The sequence below is a fragment of the Gordonia sp. SCSIO 19800 genome (assembly GCF_018132775.1).
In the GTDB taxonomy this organism is placed as follows: domain Bacteria; phylum Actinomycetota; class Actinomycetes; order Mycobacteriales; family Mycobacteriaceae; genus Gordonia; species Gordonia hongkongensis.
Map to the genome: position 1 here is coordinate 77,277 of NZ_JAGRQM010000016.1, position 18,823 is coordinate 96,099.

Below are 18,823 nucleotides of genomic sequence, written 5' to 3' on the forward strand. Positions count from 1 at the left end.
TCAGCCGGCGACAGCGCGCTCGGCGGCTGCGGTCACGGCCTCGGCGGTGATGCCGAACTTCGTGAACAGCACCTTGTAGTCGGCGGAGGCGCCGAAGTGCTCGATCGAGACGATCTCGCCGCCGGCGCCGACGATGCGGTACCAGGGCATGGCGATGCCGGCTTCGACGGCGACGCGCGGAACCGACGGCGGCAGCACGTGGTCGCGGTAGCCCTGCGGCTGCTCGTCGAACCACTCGACACAGGGCATCGAGACGACGCGGGCCTTGATTCCCTTCTCCGCCAACGCCTTCTGCGCGTCCACGGCCAGGTACACCTCGGAACCGGTGCCGATGAGTACGACCTGCGGGTCGCCTTCGGAATCGCTCAGGACGTATCCGCCGTTGGCGACGCCCTGCGCCGAGGTGCCCTCGAGGATCGGGATGTTCTGGCGGGTGAGCGCCAGGCCGACCGGGTGGTTGCGGCGGGTCAGCAGGTGCTGCCAGGCGTACGCGGTCTCGTTGGCGTCGGCAGGACGCACGACGTCGAGGTTCGGGATCGCCCGCAGTGCGGCGAGGTGCTCGATCGGCTGATGGGTCGGGCCGTCCTCGCCGAGGCCGATCGAGTCGTGGGTCCAGACGTAGATCGGATCGATCTCCATCAGTGCCGCGAGGCGCACGGCGGGACGCATGTAGTCGGCGAACTGCAGGAAGGTACCTCCGTAGGCGCGGGTCGGCCCGTGCAGGGCGATGCCCGAGAGGATCGATCCCATCGCGTGCTCACGGACACCGAAGTGCAGGGTGCGGCCGTAGGGGTTGGCCGACCACTTCTTGGTGCTGATCGAGGTCGGTCCGAACGACGGCTCGCCGTCCATGGTGGTGTTGTTGGAGCCGGCCAGGTCGGCCGAACCGCCCCACAGCTCGGGCAGCACGGGCGCGAGCGCGCCGAGCACCTTGCCCGAGGCGCTGCGGGTCGCGACATCCTTGTCGCCGACGTTCCAGCTGGGCAGCACGTCGGTCCAGCCCTCGGGCAGTTCGTGGGCGGTGAGCCGGTCGAACAGCTTCTTGGCGTCGGGGTTCTTCTCCGCCCAGGCATCGAACGACGACGTCCACGCCGTGCGCTCCTCAGCGCCGCGGTCGATGAGCTTGCGGGTGTGGCCGATCACCTCGTCGGTGACCTCGAAGTTCTTCTCCGGGTCGAAACCGAGGACCTTCTTCGTCGCCGCGACCTCGTCCTCACCGAGCGCCGCGCCGTGGGCCATACCGGTGTTCATCATGTTGGGGGCGGGGTAGCCGATGATGGTGCGCAGACAGATGATCGACGGCCGGTCGATGACCTGCTGGGCCGCCTCGATCGCCGCCTCGATGGCGACGATGTCCTCGCCGCCCTCCACGGTCTGCACGTGCCATCCGTAGGCCTCGTAGCGCTTCGCGACATCCTCCGACAACGCGATGTCGGTGTCGTCCTCGATCGAGATCTGGTTCTGGTCGTAGAACACGATCAGGTTGCCGAGCTGCTGCGTTCCGGCCAGCGAGCTGGCCTCGGAGGTCACACCTTCTTCGATGTCACCGTCGGACGCGATGACATAGATGTAGTGGTCGAACGGACTCTTTCCCGGGGCCGCATCGGGGTCGAACAGGCCGCGCTCGCGTCGGGCTGCCATCGCCATGCCGACCGACGAGGCCAAACCCTGACCCAGGGGACCGGTGGTGATCTCCACACCGCGCGTGTGGCGGAACTCCGGGTGGCCGGGCGTGAGGGAATCCCAGGTACGCAGCGCCTCGATGTCGGACAGCTCGAGACCGAACCCGCCGAGGTAGAGCTGGATGTACAGCGTGAGGCTCGAATGACCGCACGACAGCACGAAGCGGTCGCGGCCGGCCCAGTCGGTGTCGGTGGGGTCGTGGCGCATCACCCGCTGGAACAGGGTGTAGGCGAGGGGAGCGAGGCTCATCGCGGTGCCGGGGTGCCCGCTTCCGCACTTCTGCACTGCGTCAGCCGCCAGCAGCCGGGCCGTGTCGACGGCGCGGGTGTCGAGTTCGGTCCAGTCGTCCGGGTGGCGGGGGGTGGTCAATGCGCGGATCTCGTCGGTGTCGGCCACGATGCTGATTGTCTCCTGTGCCTGCTCGGTGCTTGTGTACTCGGTCCGTCTCGGACACATGGCGATCGGTACCCGGGGCGATCGGTACCGGGGCCATCCGTCTTCGGGCAACCGACGATCGTCGGCGTGTATGAGTCCAGAGTAATCGGCGCCGGGCCCGAGCTGCGCGCCGACCGATGGTTACCGGCGAGTTCAGGTGTCGTCGCCGGTCGCGGTGCCGCAGCCGGCGTCGCCATGCCTCGATTCACGGTTCGCAAAGGCAAACGTCTACCATGCTCTGTAGTAGCCCGCGGGCGTCTGTGCGGGCGGACGAGGAGTGTTCGTGAGGATAGGGGAGCGTGTGAGCGGGGACAGTTCCGCCGCATCTCACTCGACCGACACCGCATCGAATCCGCAGGTATCGACCGATCCGGTCGCACCGGGAGATCAGTCGTGGGCCGGGCGCGTGCGTGCGACGGTGCTCGCCTACATCGCACTGACCAAGCCGCGTGTCATCGAGTTGCTTCTCGTCGCGACGATCCCGGTCATGCTGCAAGCCGATCGCGGTCACGTCGACATCGCGGTCATCGCGTTCACGCTGATCGGCGGCTGGCTCGGTGCCGGCAGTGCCAACACCCTCAACATGGTCGCCGACGCCGACATCGACAAGAAGATGAAGCGCACCGCCCGGCGTCCGCTGGCCCGCCGCGCGGTCGCGCCGCGGAGCGCGCTCATCTTCGGTCTCGCGTTGTGGGCGGCGTCGTTCGCGGTCCTGTACTTCGCCGCCAACCTCCTCTCGGCGCTGCTGGTCTCGGCGACGATCCTGTTCTACGTCGGGGTCTACACGCTGATTCTCAAGCGTCGGACCTGGCAGAACGTGGTCTGGGGCGGCGCCGCGGGCTGTATGCCGACCCTGGTGGGTTGGGCCGCGGTCACCGGGTCGCTGAGCTGGCAGCCGATCGTCCTCTTCGCGGTCATCTTCTTCTGGACGCCGCCGCACACCTGGGCGCTGGCGATGCGCTACAAGGAGGACTACAAGGCGGCCGGTGTGCCGATGCTCCCGGTCATCGCGACCGAGGAACGCGTCACCCGCCAGATGCTGATCTACACGGTTCTCACCGTGGTGACCTCACTGCTGCTGATCCCGGCGACGAGCTGGATCTACACCGTGATCGCGCTGACCGCCGGTGGCTGGTTCCTGGAGCGGGTGACCAAGCTGTACCGCGACACCAAGCGCGGTGCCGAGGTGGCACCGCTGAAGGTGTTCCTACAGTCCAACGAGTACCTCGCCATCGTGTTCTGCGGACTCGCGATCGACGCGGTCGTCGGACTGCAGACCATCTCGTCCTACTTCTGAGCGCGGCTCACGTCCCGGCCGGCAACAGCACCGTCGAACCCGTGGTGACACGTGCCTCCAGGTCGGTGTGTGCGGCAGCCGCGTCGGCCAATCGGTAACGCTGGCCGACGCGCACCTCGACACTGCCGTCGACGATCGCCTCGAAGTACTCACCGGCCCGGCGGTTCAGTTCGTCGGCCGTGTCAGTGAAGTGCGCCAGTGTCGGCCGCGTCACCGACAACGACCCCGCGGCGTTGAGACGCTGGAGGTCGAACGGCGGAACCGGCCCGCTCGCCGCCCCGAAGAGCACGATGATCCCCCGGACCGCGGTCGACGCCAGCGACTGCTCGAAGGTGTCGGCGCCGACGCCGTCGTAGACCACCGGCACGCCGCGCCCGTCGGTGAGGTCGCGGACGCGGGAACTCAGGTCCTCTCCGTAGCGCAGAACGTGATCCGCCCCGGCGGCGCGCGAGAGTTCCGCCTTCTCATCGGACGAGACCGTCGTGATGACCGTCAGTCCGCGGCGCTTGGCGAGCTGGGTGAGGATCAGTCCGACACCGCCGCCACCGGCGTGCACGAGGATCGGATCGCCGGCCTGGGGATGAGCACTCCCGTCGAGGAGATAGTGCGCGGTGAGACCGCGGAGCAACGACGAACCGGCCACCGCGTCGTCGACCGCGTCGGGTACCGGGACCGCCTTCGAGGCCGGGACCGCGACAAGCTCGGCGTACGAACCCGGGGCCGCACACCAGGCGACCCGCTGACCTTCCTGCAGCGACGTCACATCCGAGCCGGTCGCGACGACGACGCCCGCGCCCTCGGTACCGGGGATGTAGGGCGGTGTGGAGGGGTACAGGCCCCGGCGCAGATAGGTGTCGATGAAGTTCACGCCCACCGCTGCGGTCCGGACGATCACCTCGTCGGCGGCCGGGATGGGATCGTCGACACTGCCGAAGGTCAGGACGTCGGGTCCTCCGTGGCGGGTCACCTGGATAGCTCGCACGACACCGTTCTACACGCCGGGATCGCCCCGGTATGCTGACCCCCATGACGAACACCACCGACGACGAGAAGTCGGGCACACAGCAGAAGGTCGAGGCGCCCACCGAGGTCGTCGCCTCGGTACGCAAGTTCGTCGAGCGCGAAGGTGGCAGCGCGAAGGTCGTCCTCCAGGCGATCGGGGACGCCGGTGTGCGGATCACGCTCGTCGGCGACGCCAACGGCATCCTCGGGGACCGGGTCGTGCCCGACCTCGCGACCGCGCAGGCCGTGGTCGACGCCGTCGACGGTCTCGAGATCGCCGAATGGGACCGTGACCTCACCTCGGAGACCACGGTGTCGACGTCGCACTACCGCAAGATGGCGGGTTGGGTCGCGCGGCAGAAGCGCTTCCCGCGTGCGCGCAACCGCGCCATCCTCTGAGGCCGGAGTTCGATCAGGCAGGCTCGCGCAGCGGGTCTGCCTTTTTCGTCGCCGGATCCTTGACGATCGGGTTCCGCGCGATCAGGAGCTGCCAGGTGGCGCCGATGAGCAGGACCGCACTGCCGAACATGTGCGCGATGACGAGGGCGATGGGCAGATCGGTGGCGAACTGCACGAACCCGATCAGGCCCTGGAGCAGCAGGAGCAGCATGAACACCACTGCCGAGCGCTGTTGCGGCCGTGCGAAGACCCGTGCGTAGACGAGGGCCGCGATCGCGAGCCCGACGAGGGTGAAGACGGCGTCGGCGTGCAGCTGTGTCGCGTTGCCGGGGTCGAGACCGTTCCGCGGGGCGTCCACATCGCCGGCGTGCGGGCCGGAACCGGTCACGACCGTGCCGAGGTAGATCGTGCCCCAGGTGACGAGATAGACCAGCCAGGCGAGGTAGATGCCGAGCCGGCGCGTGGCGGTCGAGGGGGCGTCGGCATCGGGCGCGGTGGGCGTCGGATACGGACGCATCCGGTAGACGAGCACGGTGGATGCGGAGACCAACGCCATGGACAGCAGGAAATGCAGCGCGACGACCCACGGGTTGAGCTGGGTCAGGACCGTGATCCCGCCGATCACCCCCTGGAACGGGATACCGAGCGCGATGAGGGTGACCAGCCACTTGTCCCGGCGCGCCGCTCCGGCCGACCGCAGGACGGCGACCCAGGTCGCGATCGCGATGACGATCAGCACGAAGGTGAGCAGACGGTTGCCGAACTCGATCGCGCCGTGCATGCCCAGTTCGCCGTGCGGCACGAACGACTCGTCGGTGCACCGCGGCCAGGTCGGGCAACCGAGGCCCGAGGCGGTCACGCGCACGGCGCCGCCGGTGACCACGATGCCCACGTTCGAGACGAGCAGGGCGATGGCCCAGCGATGCACGAATCGTGCCGTCGGCCGGCCGAAGCCGGGGACGAACCGCCACGGACCGGTCAGCGGCCGGCGCGCGTCGCCGGCGGCCGCGGCATGATCGCCCGACCGGGCCGTGGCCGGGGCGTTCGAAGTATCGGATGTCATCGGAATCGGAACCACCTCACCGCCAAGGTGCCGGCCACCGCGGCCCACACCAGCAAGACACCCACCCCGAAGGCGTCGAACGAACCCTCCGAGGCCATCTCGAGCGCCTCGCTCAGTGCCCCCGACGGGATGCACCGCGCGATCCAGTGCACGGCGTCGGGGATGTTGGAGTCGACGACGACGAGACTGCCGAGGCCGATGAACGCGAACCACAGCAGGTTCGCCAGTGCCAGCACGACCTCGGCCTTCAAGGTGCCGCCGAGCAGCAGCCCGAGAGCCGCGAAGCACGCGGTGCCGACCGCGAGGACCACCGCACCGATGAGCAGACCGACGGGGCTCGGTCGCCAGCCGAACGCGGCGCCGATCCCACCGAGGATCACCGACTGCAGCGCGACCACCACGAGGACCGCGATCGACTTGCCGGCGATGATGCCCCAGCGCGGTATCGGCGTCGCGCCGAGGCGTTTCAGCGCGCCGTAGCGACGGTCGAACCCGACGGCGATCGCCTGTCCGGTGAACGCCGTCGACATCACCGCGACGGTCAGGATCGCCGGGACGAACAGCGCCGCCCGCTCGGCGGGGCCGTCGCCGAACCCGGTGTCGATCGGCAGCAGGCACAGACCGACGAGCAGCGTGATCGGGATGAACATCGTGAGGAGCAACTGCTCGCCGTTGCGGAGCAGGAGCTTGAGTTCGAGGCCGCTCTGCGCGGCGATCATCGCCGGCAGCGACGCCGCCCGGGGAGCGGGGCGGAACAGACCGTCGGGGAATGTTCCGGCAGCACGGTCGGCGGGGCGGGGGAGCCCGGTGGGTGCGGATGAGGTCACGGTCGAAGGGTCCGTCCGGTGAGATCGAGGAAGACGTCTTCGAGGCTGCGGGTCTCCACGCGCAGATCGGTCGCGAGGACGTTGATCTTGGCGCACCAGGCGGTCACCGTGGCCAGCACCTGCGGCGTCATCGGACCGATGACCAGATACGAGCCGGGGGTGGCCTCCGTGCAGTGGTAGTCCTCGGGCAGGGCCAGCACCAGCATCGACAGGTCGAGTCCACGTGGTGCGGTGAAGCGCAGTTCGTTCTCGGCGCCGGTGCTGGTGAGGTCGGCGGGTGTCCCGTCGGCGACGACGCGGCCGTGATCGATGATCGCGACGTGGTCGGCGAGTTCCTCGGCCTCGTCCATCAGATGAGTCGTGAGCAGGACGGATGCTCCGTCGGCCCGGAGCCGGTCGATGAGTTCCCACACGACGAGGCGGGCGTGGGCATCGAGTCCGGCGGTCGGTTCGTCGAGGAAGACCAGTTCGGGGCGGCTGACGACCGCGCAGGCGAGGGCTAGGCGCTGCTGCTGGCCACCGGACAGACGTCGGTAGGACGTACGACGCACCTCGGTCAGCCCGAGTGCGTCGAGCAGGAACTCGGGATCGATGGGATCGGCCGAATACGCGGCCACCAGGCGCAGCATCTCCTCGGCCCGGGCTCCCGGGTAGGCGCCACCGCCTTGCAGCATGACGCCGATGCGGCGCCGGAGCGCGTCGTTGTCGGCGATGGGATCGAGACCCAGGACGCGGACGCTGCCGGCGTCGGGTGCGGTGAAGCCCTCGCAGATCTCGACGGTCGTGGTCTTGCCCGCGCCGTTGGGACCGAGCAGGGCGAGGATCTCGCCGCGTTCGAGGGTGAGATCGAGCCGATCGACCGCGGTGCGATCACCGAAGCGCTTGATAAGACCGCGGACCTCGACGGCCGCCGCAGTGGCGGCCGGGGTGCCGGCGGAGGCGGCTGACCCGGGATCGCGGAGCCGACGATCGTTCACCCGATCGTCGTCGTTGATCTGCCGAGAGGTCGTGCTGCGCACACTGGTCAGACTAGGCGCTCGGAGCCCAGGGACGAAAAGCGGTGACCGGGCACACGGCGCATGCGCTCATCGTCGTGCCGACGCCGACCCGGCCGTCGCCTCGTCGTCGTCCGACACGGGCCCGCGGCGGCGTCGCCGACGGGGCGCGCGGTCCTCGAAGAACAGGGCGGTGAGAACCGCGACCATGATCACACCGGCCAGAAGTCCTTGTGCCAGAACCACTCCGCTCGTGTTGGAACTCGTGGGCATCACCACGATGGCGATGATCGCCGACGCCGCGATGGTGGAGATCCGGAACCAGGCGCCGGTGGCCCACGCGGCCAGCGGGATCACGGCCCACAGGAGGTACCAGGCCTGCACGAACGGGAAGAACAGCACGACTGTGGCCATCGACACACCGAGTGCGCCGAGTGGGTGGAGCCGGCCGCCGAGCGTGGCGAGCATCCACCGGACGATGAACAGGGCGGCGACGAGCTGGCCGATGGGCCGGGCCACCTCGAGGATCGCCTGCGTGTGCTCACCGAGGCCGAGGGTGACACCGATCCGGCCGGTGGTCACCGACAACAGGGTCGGCATCGACATCCACGAGCGGACGATCTCGCCCGTCGACAACGTGCCCGTCCAGCCGAAGCCGAGCCCGGTGCCGAGGGAGATTCCCATCATCACGATGCCCAGGACCACCACGTAGAAGGCCGCCGACGCGCTCAGCATGTACACCGACCACCGGGAGCGACCCCACCATTCCCGGATCGGCGTGTGGCGGAGCACGGGCAGGGTGGCGCCCCACCGCATGGCCAGGGCGATGCCGACGAAGCCCAGGGCGAGCATCGAGGTGACCTTGATCATCGCCGACGCCGCGAGCACCGCACCGCCGCCGATGAGCAACCAGCCCGCTCGGGTGGGGACGAGGGTCCCGGGTCGGCGGAGTCGTTCGGCGCCGTAGATGGCGCGGAAACTCAACTCGAGACCGACCAGCATCAGGCCGAGCATGAGGGCCTCGTTGTGGATGCCCCCGACGAGATGCAGGATGACCAGCGGGTTCATCGCGCCCAGCCAGAGTGCGGCCACCGACGAGACCCCGCAGCGGCGGGCCAGGCGGGGGAGTGCCCAGACGATGAGCGCGACGCCGATCAGTGCGACGACACGGTGCAGGAAGATCGCGGCGGTGATGTTGTCGCCGGTGACCTTGGTGATGCCCTCGCCGATCCACAGGAAGAAGGGGCCGTAAGGCGCGGGGGTGTCACGCCAGAGGTTGGGCACCGACCTGGTCAGGATGTGGTCCACGCCGAGTCCGCGGGCCGGACTGACCGAGTACGGATCCATGCCCCGGAAGGCGATGGCGCTCTGCGCGAGATACGAGTAGATGTCCTTGCTCAGCAGCGGCGGCGCCACGATGATCGGGGCGATCCACAGCATGAGGGTCCGGTCGGCCTGGCGGCGGCTCATACGGCGCTCCGGGCTCCGGCCGTGGCGGACCTCGATGCTGAACCGGCCGACTGCGAACCGGCCGAGCAACAACCACGCGACGACCAGGGTGATCGCGCCGCCGATGGACAGCGCGAGGGCGGTGCCGAACATGCGTGACGGCAACGACAGGACGCGCATCCCGGCAACGGGGTTCTGCAGTACGGGTACCGCACCGGTCCCGAGGGCGCCGATGAGGATCAGTACCGAGCCGGTGGCGCCGAAGAGCTTGATCCGGCGGAGCCGGCGGGTCTCCTCGGCGTTGAGCGGGCCGACCTCGCGCTCGTCGTCGTGTAGGCGGGCCACGGTCTTGCCGTAGTCGCCGGGCTCGGCGCCGGCAGCGGCAGGGCGCTGTTTGCGCAGTCCGAGATAGTCGAGCAGGGCGACCAACCGGGTCCACACGAGTCCGAAGTAGTCCGGCACGCGGCGCGGAGCTGTGGTTTCGGGCACACGACGACTGTAATCGCCGGACGTGGTGGCCTCACGACCCCCTGCGATAAGGGCACCCTTGCTGGCAGCAGGGAAGTAATTACGTCACACTCGTGTTGTGAAAACCATGCGGAACGATGTTGTGCTGCCTTCTGGCAGTGCCGGCGCCGTGCCCTCCGCTGGTACGGGTGCCGGAGTGACCGGCGGTGTCGACGCGCACCACGACGGTCAGACCCGGGAGGCCGTGGTCACCCTGCTCGTCGAAGACGGCCCGCTCACCGCCGGCGACATCGGCGAGCGCCTCGGCATCTCGGCGGCCGGCGTGCGTCGCCATCTCGACGCCCTGACCGGCGCCGGGGACATCGAGGTCGCCTCGCCGGGGTTCGGCCAACGCGGCCGGGGCCGACCAGCCAAGTACTTTCAGCTCACCGCTTCCGGACGCGGCAAGATGCGCCACGCCTACGACGACCTGGCCGGTGCGGCGATGCGTAAGCTGCGTGATCTCGGCGGCACCGACGCGGTCGCCGAGTTCGCCCGCGAACGCGTCGAACGCATCGTGGCCGGCGTCCGTCCCAGCACCGGCCCGGTGACCGTCGCCGACACGGTCGACGAGATCGCCGACGCGCTCACCAGCGCGGGGTACTCGACCAACACGCGTCAGGTCGGGACCGGCATGCAGATCTGCCAGCACCATTGCCCGGTGGCGCACGTTGCCACCGAGTTCCCGGAGCTGTGTGAGGCGGAGACCGCGGTCTTCACCGAACTGCTCGGCACGCACGTGCAGCGTCTGGCGACCATCGCCAACGGTGACTGCGCCTGCACCACCCATGTGCCGATCCACCCACCGCCGGGTGGGACCACCGAACACCGACCCGGGGCCGTCGCGGACCCCGATATGCAGCCCGTATCGCCCCGCGCCACCCCGAACCAGACACCGACCGCCACGACAACCCGAAAGGCCACGCGATGACTGTCACCGATCCGGCCACCCCGACCCCAGCGGCGCCCCTCACCCAGGAGGAGACGATCGCCGCCCTCGGCAAGTACGGCTACGGCTGGGCCGATTCCGACGTCGCGGGCGCGAGCGCCAAGCGCGGACTGTCCCCGGCGGTCGTCGCCGACATCTCGGCGAAGAAGAGCGAGCCCGAGTGGATGCTCGAGCAGCGCCTCAAGGCCCTCAAGATCTTCGACAAGAAGCCCATGCCCGGCTGGGGTGCGGGGCTCGAGGGCATCGACTTCGACAACATCAAGTACTTCGTGCGCTCCAGCGAGAAGCAGGCCGCCACGTGGGACGACCTGCCCGAGGACATCAAGAACACCTACGACAAGCTCGGCATCCCCGAGGCGGAGAAGCAGCGTCTCGTCTCCGGTGTCGCGGCGCAGTACGAGTCCGAGGTCGTGTACCACTCGATCCGTGAGGACCTCGAGAAGCAGGGCGTGATCTTCCTCGACACCGACACCGCGCTCAAGGAGCACCCGGAGATCTTCCAGCAGTACTTCGGGACCGTCATCCCGGCGGGCGACAACAAGTTCTCCGCGCTCAACACCGCGGTGTGGTCGGGTGGGTCCTTCATCTACGTGCCGCCGGGTGTCCACGTCGACATCCCGCTGCAGGCCTACTTCCGGATCAACACCGAGAACATGGGCCAGTTCGAGCGCACGCTGATCATCGTCGACGAGGGTGCCTATGTGCACTACGTCGAGGGCTGTACCGCGCCGATCTACAAGACGGACTCGCTGCACTCCGCGGTCGTCGAGATCATCGTGAAGAAGGGCGGCCGCTGCCGCTACACGACCATCCAGAACTGGTCGAACAACGTCTACAACCTGGTGACCAAGCGCGCGAAGGCCGAGGCCGGTGCGACCATGGAGTGGATCGACGGCAACATCGGTTCCAAGGTCACCATGAAGTACCCGGCGGTCTGGCTGACCGGCGAGCACGCCAAGGGCGAGGTCCTCTCGGTCGCGTTCGCGGGTGAGGGCCAGCACCAGGACACCGGTTCCAAGATGGTCCACCTCGCGCCGAACACCTCGAGCAACATCGTCTCCAAGTCGGTGGCCCGTGGCGGTGGCCGGGCGTCGTACCGCGGTCTGATCAAGATCAACAACGGCGCGCACGGCAGCCGGTCGACGGTGAAATGCGACGCGCTGCTGGTGGACACCATCTCGCGCAGCGACACCTACCCGTACGTCGACATCCGCGAGGACGACGTGACGATGGGCCACGAGGCGACCGTCTCGAAGGTCAGCGACGATCAGCTCTTCTACCTGATGAGCCGCGGTCTGACCGAGGACGAGGCGATGGCCATGGTGGTCCGCGGCTTCGTCGAGCCGATCGCCAAGGAACTCCCGATGGAATACGCGCTCGAGCTCAACCGCCTGATCGAGCTCCAGATGGAAGGAGCTGTCGGCTGATGGCCGATCCCACATTGCCCGTGACCACTCCCGGCTCGGCGGCGCCCGTCGTCAACAAGGGCGAGATGTTCACCTCGTTCGACGTCGACGCCTTCGAGGTGCCGAGTCCCCGCGAGGAGGCGTGGCGGTTCACCCCGTTCCGTCGCCTCCGCGGGTTGCACGACGGGTCCGCGCAGCGGACCGGCGAGGCCGGCGTAGAGGTTGCCGGGGCCGTCGAGGGTGTGACCGTCGAGACCGTCGGTCGCGACGACAAGCGGCTCGGTGAGGGCGGCGTGCCGTTCGACCGTGTTGCCGCGCAGGCGTATTCGTCGTTCACGCAGGCGACCGTGGTGACCGTCGGCCGCGAGGTCGAGCTCGCCGAGCCCGTCACCGTCACGGTCACCGGTCCCGGCGAGGGCGAGACCGCCTTCGGCCACACCCAGATCCGGCTCGAGGCGTTCGCGCGCGCCGTCGTCGTCCTCGATCAGAAGGGCAGCGGCACGTTCGCGGAGAACGTCGAATTCGTCGTCGGCGACAGTGCCGCACTGACCGTCGTGAACATCCACGACTGGGAGGACGACGCCGTCCACGTCGCGACGCATCACGTGCGTGCCGGCCGTGACTCCGTGGTCCGCCACTTCGCGATCAGCTTCGGCGGCAACCTGGTTCGGCTGTCGCCGATCGTCCACTACGACGCGCCCGGTGGCGACGTCGAGATGTGGGGTCTGTACTTCGCCGACGCCGGCCAGCATCTCGAGCAGCGACTCCTCGTCGACCACAGCCAGCCGCACTGCCGCTCGAACGTCGTCTACAAGGGCGCGCTGCAGGGCGACGTCTCCGGCGATCGCAGCCGTGAGGCCCACACCGTGTGGGTCGGCGACGTGCTGATCCGAGCCGAGGCCGAGGGCACCGACACCTTCGAGCTCAACCGCAACCTGGTGCTCACCGACAACGCGCGTGCCGACTCGGTGCCGAACCTCGAGATCGAGACCGGCGAGATCGTCGGTGCCGGACATGCCAGCGCCACCGGTCGTTTCGACGACGAGCAACTGTTCTACCTGCAGGCCCGCGGCATCCCCGAGGACCAGGCCCGACGCCTCGTCATCCGCGGCTTCTTCGGCGAGGTGATCGCCAAGATCGGTGTGCCCGAGCTGCGCGAGCGTCTCTCGGCCGCGGTCGAGCAGGAACTCGAACTCGCCGGCGCCTGACCGCCGATCACCCTCGCCATCCGAACTTCCCAGCCCGGAGAAAGAAATCCTGAGACTATGACCACACTGGAAATCCGTGACCTGCACGTCGATGTCGCGCAGACCGACGCCGACGCCGAGCCCATCCACATCCTCAAGGGTGTCGACCTGACCGTGAAGTCGGGGGAGACGCACGCGATCATGGGCCCCAACGGTTCCGGCAAGTCGACGCTGTCCTACGCCATCGCCGGTCACCCCAAGTACGAGGTGACCTCGGGGTCGATCACCCTCGACGGTGAGGACGTCCTGGAGATGAGCGTCGACGAGCGGGCCCGCGCCGGACTGTTCCTCGCCATGCAGTACCCCGTCGAGGTGCCCGGCGTCTCGATGTCGAACTTCCTGCGGACCGCCGCCACCGCCGTGCGTGGTGAGGCGCCGAAGCTGCGCCACTGGGTCAAGGAGACCAAGGAGGCGATGACCTCGCTCGACATCGATCCGTCGTTCTCCGAGCGCAGTGTCAACGAGGGTTTCTCCGGCGGTGAGAAGAAGCGTCACGAGATCCTCCAGCTCGATCTGCTCAAGCCGCGGATCGCGATCCTCGACGAGACCGACTCCGGCCTCGACGTCGACGCCCTGCGGGTGGTCAGCGAGGGCGTGAACCGCTATAAGGAGCGCGACAACGGCGGGATCCTGCTGATCACGCACTACACGCGCATCCTCCGCTACATCAAGCCGGAGTTCGTGCACGTGTTCGTCAACGGCCGCGTCGTCGAATCCGCCGGTCCCGAACTCGCCGACGAGCTCGAGGAGAAGGGTTACGAGCGTTTCACCTCGGCTGCCAAGGCCGGCTGAGACCGCCCGACCGATCCGAGCCGACCAGCACAGGAGGTGTACCAGGTGACACTCTCGACAGAGGTTTCCACCGCCCTGGACGTCGATTCGCTGCGCGCCGACTTCCCGATCCTCTCGCGCTCCGTGCGCGACGGAAAGCCGCTGGTGTACCTGGATTCCGGGGCGACCTCGCAGCGTCCGGTCCAGGTGCTCGACGCCGAACGGTACTTCCTCACGCACCACAACGCGGCGGTGCATCGCGGCGCGCATCAGCTCGCCGAAGAGGCGACCGATGCGTATGAGGACGCCCGGGAGGTCATCGCGGCGTTCGTGGGGGCGTCCGCCGACGAGCTCGTGTTCACCAAGAACGCGACCGAGGCACTCAACCTCGTGACCTACACCCTCGGCGACCCGCGGTCCGCGGACGTCCTCGGGGGTTCGGCGCTCGGGCCCGGCGACACCGTCGTCATCACCGAGCTGGAGCATCACGCCAATCTCGTTCCGTGGCAGGAGCTCTGCGGCCGCACGGGCGCGACGCTCCGCTGGTTCGGGGTCACCGACGAGGGCCGGATCGACCTGGATTCGCTGACCCTCGACCAGTCGGTGAAGGTCGTCTCGTTCACCCATCAATCGAATGTGACCGGTGCGGTCGCCGATGTGGCCGAGCTGGTCTCGCGCGCACGCGCGGTCGGCGCACTCGTCGTGCTCGACGCCTGCCAGTCGGTGCCGCACATGCCGGTCGACTTCCGTGCACTCGACGTCGACTTCGCCGCCTTCTCCGGGCACAAGATGTTCGGGCCCAGTGGCGTCGGAGCGCTGTACGGCAAGTCCGATCTGCTGAATGCGTTGCCGCCGTTCATCACCGGCGGCTCGATGATCGAGACAGTGACCATGGAGGGGTCGACCTACGCCCCGCCGCCGCAACGGTTCGAGGCGGGCGTGCCGATGACCTCGCAGGTCGTCGGACTCGGTGCCGCGGTGCGCTACCTGACCGACCTCGGCATGGACGCCGTCGCCGCGCATGAGCATGCGCTGACCGCGCGGGCGCTGGAGCATCTCGGCGACATCGAGGGCCTGCGGATCATCGGGCCCTCGACCCCGGAGAACCGCGGCGGCGCCGTGGCCTTCCTCGTCGACGGCATCCACGCCCACGATCTCGGTCAGATCCTCGACGACGAGGGCGTGGCCATCCGGGTGGGTCACCACTGCACGTGGCCGCTGCACCGGCGCTTCGGCGTCGCCGCCACCGCGCGTGCGTCGTTCGCCGCGTACAACACGTTCGCCGAGGTCGATGCGCTCGCCGCCGCGATCGTCACGGCGCAGAAGTTCTTCGGGACGGTCTGAGCCATGCGGATGGAACAGATGTACCAGGAAGTGATCCTGGACCACTACAAACACCCGCACGGGCGCGGACTCCGTGAACCGTTCGGTGCCGAGGTTCACCACGTCAACCCGACCTGTGGTGACGAGGTCACCCTGCGCGTGGCGGTCTCCGACGACGGTTCGAACATCGACGACGTGTCCTACGACGGGCAGGGATGCTCGATCTCGCAGGCGTCGACGTCGGTGTTGCACGACCTCATCGTCGGCCGGCCGGTCGGGGAAGCACTGGCCACCGTCGAGTCGTTCAACGCGATGATGACCTCCCGCGGCAAGGACGCCGGTGACGAGGACGTCATCGGCGACGGGATCGCCTTCGCCGGGGTGAGCAAATACCCGGCACGCGTCAAATGCGCGCTCCTGGGCTGGATGGCCTTCAAGGACGCACTCGCGCAGACGATGGACAGCCACGAGACACGAGCGGAGACAGCATGAGTGACGACACAGCCACCACGGACACACCGACGACCGCGGCCACCGACACCGGCGTGACGGGGACACCCGCCGCGCCCGCGACGTCGCTGCCGGCCATCGAGGACGTCGAGGAGGCGATGCGCGACGTGGTCGACCCCGAACTGGGGATCAACGTCGTCGACCTCGGTTTGGTCTACGGCATCGAGGTGACCGACGACGCGGTCGCGAAGATCGACATGACCCTCACCTCGGCGGCCTGTCCGCTGACCGACGTGATCGAGGATCAGTCGCGCGGTGCGCTGGTCTCCAGCGGTCTGTGCACCGACATGGAGATCAACTGGGTCTGGCTGCCGCCGTGGGGTCCGGACAAGATCACCGACGACGGTCGCGAGCAGCTCCGCGCCCTCGGCTTCACCGTCTGACCGACGATCGGACACACCACTGCGCCGGCCCCGGTCATGATCGACGACCGGGTCCGGCGCTTGTTCGTCGACAGGGCACTTCCGTGCGGGGAGTTGATCGCATGAGGCGTTTCGAGTCGCGGGTCGAGCGGATGATCCGAGAGGCCACCGAACGCGGCGAATTCGACAACCTGCCGGGCGCGGGGAAGCCATTGGACCTGACCGACAGCGACGATCCCGACTGGTGGGTCAAACGCAAGATCCGCGAGGAGAACCTCGACTCGTCGGCGTTGCTCCCCGCGCCGCTGCTGTTGCGCCGGGAGGCACAGGATTTCCCGGAGTCGCTGCGCCACATCGCCGACGTGGACGCGGTCCGCGACATCCTCGTCGACTTCAATCGCCGTGTGCGCGAGGCGCATCTCGCCGCCCGCCAGATGGCGCTGCCGCACAGCGTCGTCGCGCACACCGTCGACGTCGATGACGTGATCCGACGCTGGCGGGCTCTGCGGCGGTAATCAGCCGGCGTCGCCGACCCACGCCGGGGTGGACATCGCACCCCGCGCCACCACGACGCGAGTACGCATGTCGACAGCAGCGATGACCCTGGTCATCGCGCTCATCGTGCCGGTGAGATCGTCCCGCTTGCTCAGGTAACTGCGTTGTGCGGCAAGGGGCATCGTGAAGAACGCCTCGAAGAACGCGACCGTTTGCGACGGACCGAGCCCCAGCAGGGCGCTGAGCCCACGGAGACGCAGGTTGTGTACCGCACGGGTGGACGGCGGCCACAGATCCTTGGCGGGTTCTCGACCCGCGGCGAGAGCGGCCACCACGGCGTCGGTGCACATGAACGATGTCGCGACGCTGTAGCCGGTCGTCGGGTTCTTGAAACCGCCCGCGGCGCCGAACCGGAAAACGGGATCGCGCCAGGGGTGTGGTGACGAGCCGGTCAGCGGGAAGTCGACGTGCTCGACCCGCCGGATCCCCGACGGCATCCCGCCGAGCCGCGCGGCCAGGCGGCGCTCGAGTTCGTCGAGACCGAGGGCGGGATGCCCGGCGAGGCAGGTCTCCTCGAGGAGGTACTCGCCCCCGCCGAGCGGCACGACATACAGAAAGGACGGCAGCGCCCGGCGGTCTGTCGCGCCACCCCGCCAGTCCATGAGCAGTGCCTCGTGTCCGTCCAGCACGGGTGCGGCCACCTCCGCGTCGACGATGATCCCGTACGCGGTCTGTCGAGGTGCGTCGTGGGGGAGCGCACCGCGACAGTCGACCACGACATCGCCGGTCAGGACCGAACCGTCATCGAGATGCACACGCGCGCCGTCGATCTCGACCACCCGGGCGGAACGGGTCGGAACCCCGTCGAGGGTCAGTGACCGTTGCAGGCCGGGGGTGTCGAAGACGGTGTACCCGCGGGCCACCTCCTCGAGTTCGCGGCCCGCGATCCCGATGCGCTCGGTCCGGGCGGCGACGGCGGACTGCTCGACCCACTCGGGCAACTCGTCGGACCAGCAGGCGAACGTGGACCGCCAGACCCGGTCGGGGGACGGATCGACCAGGGTGACCGGTACGCCGGCACGGGCCAGGCGGTGGACGAGGGCGCGGCCGGCCGGCCCGGCCCCCGCGACGATGACTCCGGAACTCACATCCTGTCCTTCGGCGCGGGCGACGATCCGGACGGTGACGCGTCGTCGGGTTGGGACGTCACGAACCGCCGGTGGCGAGCATGCCACCGTCGACGGCCAGGGTCTCGCCGGTGATCCACGCCGACTCGTCGCTCGCGAGGAAGGCGACCGCCCGGGCGACGTCCTCGGGTTCCCCGATCCGCTTCATCGGGTACGAGTTCGCCGCGCGGGCCTCGTTCTCGCCCTCGATCAGCCCGGAGGCGAACTTCGTGCGCACGATGGACGGGGCGATCGCGTTGACCCGGATGGCCGGACCGAGTTCCCAGGCGAGCTCGGCGGTCAGGCGGATCAGCGCCGCCTTCGACGTGCCGTACGCCGCGATCACGCCCGTCGACCGCAGACCCGCGACCGACGAGATGTTGACGACCGACCCGCCGGTGTCCTTCATGCCCGCCCGGTAGGCCTCCTGGACGAACCCGAGCGCGGCGACGACATTGGTGTCGAACGTCTTGCGGTACGCGGCGAGGTCGGCCCCCATCAGCGGGCCGGCCAGCGGCGCGATCCCGGTGTTGTTGACCAGGATGTGGATTCCGCCGCCCTGTGCGACGGCCGCGGCCACGGCGGCCGTCCGGTCGTCGGCGTCGCCGGTGTTGCCCGCACACGCCGAGACCGTTGCTCCGGGCACCGCCGTCCGGATCCGGCCGGCCGCCTCCTCGAGTGGCTCGGCCTTCCGGCTCGTGATGACGACCGAGGCACCGCGTCGGGCCAGTTCCGTCGCGATCGCCTCACCGATGCCGCGACTGGCACCGGTGACGAGCGCGGACCGGCCGGTCAAGTCGGAGGACTGCGGGAAGTTCTGCGGAATCGTTGTGGAGTGCGTCACGTCCCACACCGTATCGGTCCACCGTGACGGGGGTGGTCGACTCGGCCGCACGGCGCCGGGGTCCGCACGTGGGAAAAGCAGTGGCGCGGCACC

The 18,823-nt window shown here is 68.8% G+C and carries 18 protein-coding genes; 10 read left to right on the plus strand and 8 right to left on the minus strand.

Translation table 11 applies throughout. From position 1 onward, the window contains the following. The gene (tkt, locus tag KB201_RS17400; RefSeq protein ID WP_058250568.1) at positions 1-2,079 is read right to left on the minus strand and encodes a transketolase; all 2,079 of its coding nucleotides are present in this window, start codon (positions 2,077-2,079) and stop codon (positions 1-3) included. A 340-nt stretch (positions 2,080-2,419) separates the two neighbouring features. On the opposite strand from tkt, the gene KB201_RS17405 reads away from it, so the two are divergent. After that, a complete protein-coding gene (locus tag KB201_RS17405; protein WP_078112378.1) occupies positions 2,420-3,415 on the plus strand; it encodes a heme o synthase in 996 nt (331 codons plus the stop codon). Positions 3,416-3,422: 7 nt separating this feature from the next. On the opposite strand, the gene KB201_RS17410 is transcribed toward KB201_RS17405, so the two are convergent. Continuing rightward, a complete protein-coding gene (locus KB201_RS17410) occupies positions 3,423-4,397 on the minus strand; it encodes a quinone oxidoreductase (RefSeq protein ID WP_078112379.1) in 975 nt (324 codons plus the stop codon). Positions 4,398-4,429: 32 nt separating this feature from the next. Here KB201_RS17410 and KB201_RS17415 point away from each other — a divergent pair, with 32 nt between their 5' ends. Continuing rightward, positions 4,430-4,816, plus strand: a complete 387-nt coding sequence (locus tag KB201_RS17415) for a hypothetical protein (protein ID WP_058250374.1) — start codon at positions 4,430-4,432, stop codon at positions 4,814-4,816. A gap of 13 nt (positions 4,817-4,829) precedes the next feature. Here KB201_RS17415 and KB201_RS17420 read toward each other — a convergent pair whose 3' ends face one another. The 4 genes from KB201_RS17420 to mptB all read right to left on the minus strand — a co-directional run bounded on the left by KB201_RS17420 (position 4,830) and on the right by mptB (position 9,612). Further along, positions 4,830-5,879: a heme A synthase gene (locus KB201_RS17420; protein WP_058250569.1), complete on the minus strand. Its 1,050-nt coding sequence runs from the start codon at positions 5,877-5,879 to the stop codon at positions 4,830-4,832. After that, complete coding sequence (locus tag KB201_RS17425) at positions 5,876-6,706, minus strand: ABC transporter permease (protein ID WP_058250375.1); 831 nt, start codon at positions 6,704-6,706, stop codon at positions 5,876-5,878. The genes KB201_RS17420 and KB201_RS17425 overlap by 4 nt, the downstream gene beginning before the upstream one ends. Next, the gene (locus KB201_RS17430) at positions 6,703-7,683 is read right to left on the minus strand and encodes an ABC transporter ATP-binding protein (RefSeq protein ID WP_374193952.1); all 981 of its coding nucleotides are present in this window, start codon (positions 7,681-7,683) and stop codon (positions 6,703-6,705) included. The genes KB201_RS17425 and KB201_RS17430 overlap by 4 nt, the downstream gene beginning before the upstream one ends. 108 nt (positions 7,684-7,791) lie before the next feature. Next, positions 7,792-9,612: a polyprenol phosphomannose-dependent alpha 1,6 mannosyltransferase MptB gene (gene mptB / locus KB201_RS17435; protein ID WP_211539989.1), complete on the minus strand. Its 1,821-nt coding sequence runs from the start codon at positions 9,610-9,612 to the stop codon at positions 7,792-7,794. 133 nt (positions 9,613-9,745) lie between these two features. On the opposite strand from mptB, the gene KB201_RS17440 reads away from it, so the two are divergent. From KB201_RS17440 to KB201_RS17475, 8 genes are all read left to right on the plus strand, one after another. Beyond that, the gene (locus KB201_RS17440; protein WP_078112382.1) at positions 9,746-10,588 is read left to right on the plus strand and encodes a metalloregulator ArsR/SmtB family transcription factor; all 843 of its coding nucleotides are present in this window, start codon (positions 9,746-9,748) and stop codon (positions 10,586-10,588) included. Next, positions 10,585-12,033, plus strand: coding sequence for a Fe-S cluster assembly protein SufB (sufB, locus tag KB201_RS17445; RefSeq protein WP_058250379.1), 1,449 nt, complete (start codon positions 10,585-10,587; stop codon positions 12,031-12,033). Before KB201_RS17440 ends, sufB begins: the two co-directional genes overlap by 4 nt. Next, positions 12,033-13,220 (plus strand): Fe-S cluster assembly protein SufD, encoded by a 1,188-nt coding sequence (sufD, locus tag KB201_RS17450; RefSeq protein WP_078112383.1) that lies wholly within the window; start codon positions 12,033-12,035, stop codon positions 13,218-13,220. Before sufB ends, sufD begins: the two co-directional genes overlap by 1 nt. A 57-nt stretch (positions 13,221-13,277) precedes the next feature. After that, complete coding sequence (sufC, locus tag KB201_RS17455; RefSeq protein WP_058250381.1) at positions 13,278-14,051, plus strand: Fe-S cluster assembly ATPase SufC; 774 nt, start codon at positions 13,278-13,280, stop codon at positions 14,049-14,051. A gap of 45 nt (positions 14,052-14,096) precedes the next feature. Continuing rightward, a complete protein-coding gene (locus KB201_RS17460; protein ID WP_058250570.1) occupies positions 14,097-15,374 on the plus strand; it encodes a cysteine desulfurase in 1,278 nt (425 codons plus the stop codon). A 3-nt stretch (positions 15,375-15,377) separates the two neighbouring features. Continuing rightward, on the plus strand, positions 15,378-15,845 hold the full coding sequence (gene sufU / locus KB201_RS17465; RefSeq protein WP_211539974.1) for a Fe-S cluster assembly sulfur transfer protein SufU: 468 nt from the start codon (positions 15,378-15,380) through the stop codon (positions 15,843-15,845). Continuing rightward, positions 15,842-16,246: a metal-sulfur cluster assembly factor gene (locus KB201_RS17470; protein WP_082652858.1), complete on the plus strand. Its 405-nt coding sequence runs from the start codon at positions 15,842-15,844 to the stop codon at positions 16,244-16,246. The genes sufU and KB201_RS17470 overlap by 4 nt, the downstream gene beginning before the upstream one ends. A gap of 101 nt (positions 16,247-16,347) precedes the next feature. Further along, positions 16,348-16,740 (plus strand): DUF1992 domain-containing protein, encoded by a 393-nt coding sequence (locus KB201_RS17475; protein WP_211539975.1) that lies wholly within the window; start codon positions 16,348-16,350, stop codon positions 16,738-16,740. Here the strand turns inward: KB201_RS17475 and KB201_RS17480 are convergent, their stop codons facing one another. Then, the gene (locus KB201_RS17480; protein ID WP_211539977.1) at positions 16,741-17,868 is read right to left on the minus strand and encodes a lycopene cyclase family protein; all 1,128 of its coding nucleotides are present in this window, start codon (positions 17,866-17,868) and stop codon (positions 16,741-16,743) included. Positions 17,869-17,926: 58 nt separating this feature from the next. Then, the gene (locus tag KB201_RS17485; protein ID WP_058250384.1) at positions 17,927-18,739 is read right to left on the minus strand and encodes an SDR family oxidoreductase; all 813 of its coding nucleotides are present in this window, start codon (positions 18,737-18,739) and stop codon (positions 17,927-17,929) included. Positions 18,740-18,823: the final 84 nt, after the last annotated feature.

Coding starts and splice junctions, on each gene's coding strand:
- sufB (WP_058250379.1), top strand. CDS start 10,585: ATGACTGTCACCGATCCGGCCACCCCGACCCCAGCGGCGCCCCTCACC.
- KB201_RS17415 (WP_058250374.1), top strand. CDS start 4,430: ATGCTGACCCCCATGACGAACACCACCGACGACGAGAAGTCGGGCACA.
- KB201_RS17420 (WP_058250569.1), bottom strand. CDS start 5,879: ATGACATCCGATACTTCGAACGCCCCGGCCACGGCCCGGTCGGGCGAT.
- sufD (WP_078112383.1), top strand. CDS start 12,033: ATGGCCGATCCCACATTGCCCGTGACCACTCCCGGCTCGGCGGCGCCC.
- KB201_RS17440 (WP_078112382.1), top strand. CDS start 9,746: ATGCGGAACGATGTTGTGCTGCCTTCTGGCAGTGCCGGCGCCGTGCCC.
- sufU (WP_211539974.1), top strand. CDS start 15,378: ATGCGGATGGAACAGATGTACCAGGAAGTGATCCTGGACCACTACAAA.
- KB201_RS17470 (WP_082652858.1), top strand. CDS start 15,842: ATGAGTGACGACACAGCCACCACGGACACACCGACGACCGCGGCCACC.
- KB201_RS17475 (WP_211539975.1), top strand. CDS start 16,348: ATGAGGCGTTTCGAGTCGCGGGTCGAGCGGATGATCCGAGAGGCCACC.
- sufC (WP_058250381.1), top strand. CDS start 13,278: ATGACCACACTGGAAATCCGTGACCTGCACGTCGATGTCGCGCAGACC.